The sequence below is a fragment of the Peribacillus sp. NPDC060253 genome (assembly GCF_042727425.1).
Lineage (GTDB): Bacteria > Bacillota > Bacilli > Bacillales > DSM-1321 > Peribacillus.
Map to the genome: position 1 here is coordinate 1 of NZ_JBHXAS010000260.1, position 1,982 is coordinate 1,982.

Genomic DNA, 1,982 nt, shown 5'->3' on the forward strand with positions numbered 1-1,982 from the left:
TTATTGTTTATACTACTTTTATCTTAAATGTTGTTATTTTTAGCCTGCGATCATTCGAACATCCATTTTTTTACTCATTTCTTATTTTTTAATCTTATTCTATAAAAACCGTTCGTAAAAGTGTACTTTTACGAACAGTAGCAACAATGCTATATAACCTCCATTTTAGAAATTTTAAACTCAGGGAGTTCCAACCTAGAGATAAACCTGCTTTCCACTAATTAGGGAAGGGAAGGAAAGAGAAGAAGGAAGGACACAGTTCAGAATAGTAGATTTCCATGTTTAAAACAAGTGAAGGACTCCATAAAAACAGTGAAAAAGTCCAATTTTTTCAAAACAACAATATAACCTCAAAAAAAACGAGCATTTAGAATTGCTTCTAAGGCTCGTTTTATGAAAAAGTCCAGCTCTTCAGCAATCATTGCGAAAACTGAAGAGCCGGACTTATCATAAGGTAAATTATTTCACTTTTACCCAGCTTTTTTTAATAGCTAGAACAACAGCTTGTGTACGGTCGTTTACATTCATTTTTTGAAGAATGTTACTCACATGGTTTTTTACTGTTTTTTCACTGATGTCTAAAGTTTCGCCGATGGCACGGTTGCTTTTTCCGTCTGCTAAAAGTTGAAGAACTTCACACTCGCGTCGAGTCAATAGGTGACGCGGTCTTCTGATCTCTACAGCATGCACTGAATCACGATCAGCCCCCTCTTCAGCAGCTAAACGGCGATATTCTTTGACTAGATTATGGGTCACCTTTGGATGAAGGTATGAGCCACCTTCTACGACTACACGAACAGCATCAATTAACTCATCTGCATCCATTTCTTTCAAGAGATAACCTTGTGCTCCTGTTTTCAATGCATGCTGTACATAGTTTTCATCATCATGAATCGATAAAATGATGACTTTCGTTTCAGGGTAACGGTTTACAAGCATTTTAGTCGCTTCGACACCGTTCATATTCGGCATGTTGATATCCATGATAACAACATCTGGTTTGTGTGTTTTAACAAGATCCATAGCCTCGCTTCCGTCATCGCCTTCGGCAACAACATCAAAGGAGGATTCAAAATCTAATATACGCTTAACGCCTTCACGGAAAAGCTGATGGTCATCGATAATGGTGATACTAGTCTTCAACGGTTTCTTCCTCCTAATTTATTTAAATGCCTATTCTTTTTCTCTAAAGTTTGTAAATGATAGGGAACTTTTATAAACACCAAAGTGCCTGCCCCTGGTTGTGAATCAATCTTCATTTCGCTTTCAAGTTTATTCTAATAAAAACATAGGTTTAATTTATATTATGAACTACATAATAATACGTAAAAATACACATCAATTAAAATTTTTCATAAAAATAAACTTATGCATCGGTCCTTATACTGCATGAAATCAGATCTAGCGTAAATACGCATTGAATAAAACTAATGAGAATTCACCTCTGAACTTCATATAATAGGAAAATATAATGATTTTGAAGTGTTCCTGACAAAGGCGTGGGAACATCTTTCACCATATCAGCGGATGACCACGGAATCTTTCTTTTCGACTGAGTATCATCACGGTTTTCTCTATTCCTTTTTACTAAGTGAGGTACTATTAAATACTACTCAGATTTGTTTGGATTTAAAGTTCGCCTTCGAGGATATTCAAAAACAAGAGAGATGGCATTTTTGTACTTGGAAGAACAGCCTAGTATAGAAATTGAACTAATCCAAGACATTGAATCTATTGGTAAGTATAACAAAAGTGGAATTGTTAACCACCTTGCTTTTACAGTAGAAGATATTAATATAGCAATTAACCATTACCAGAAAAAAGGAGTTAAATTTTCATCCCCACAACAACAACCAACACTAGAAGGTGGACGTATGATTTTATTCTATGGACCTAATGGTGAATTGCTACAATTGGTAGAACGAGCAAGAGATTAAAGATACTTAATTTAATACTATTTTTATAAAATAGATGTATAGTAA

General features: G+C 34.8%; 2 protein-coding genes. One reads left to right on the forward strand and one right to left on the reverse strand.

Annotated features, from left to right (window positions below; translation table 11 throughout):
• Nucleotides 1-459 precede the first annotated feature (459 nt).
• Nucleotides 460-1,143, reverse strand: coding sequence for a response regulator (locus ACFWE9_RS26805; protein ID WP_230162698.1), 684 nt, complete (start codon nt 1,141-1,143; stop codon nt 460-462).
• A gap of 476 nt (nt 1,144-1,619) precedes the next feature.
• On the opposite strand from ACFWE9_RS26805, the gene ACFWE9_RS26810 reads away from it, so the two are divergent.
• On the forward strand, nt 1,620-1,937 hold the full coding sequence (locus ACFWE9_RS26810) for a VOC family protein (protein ID WP_230162696.1): 318 nt from the start codon (nt 1,620-1,622) through the stop codon (nt 1,935-1,937).
• Nucleotides 1,938-1,982: the final 45 nt, after the last annotated feature.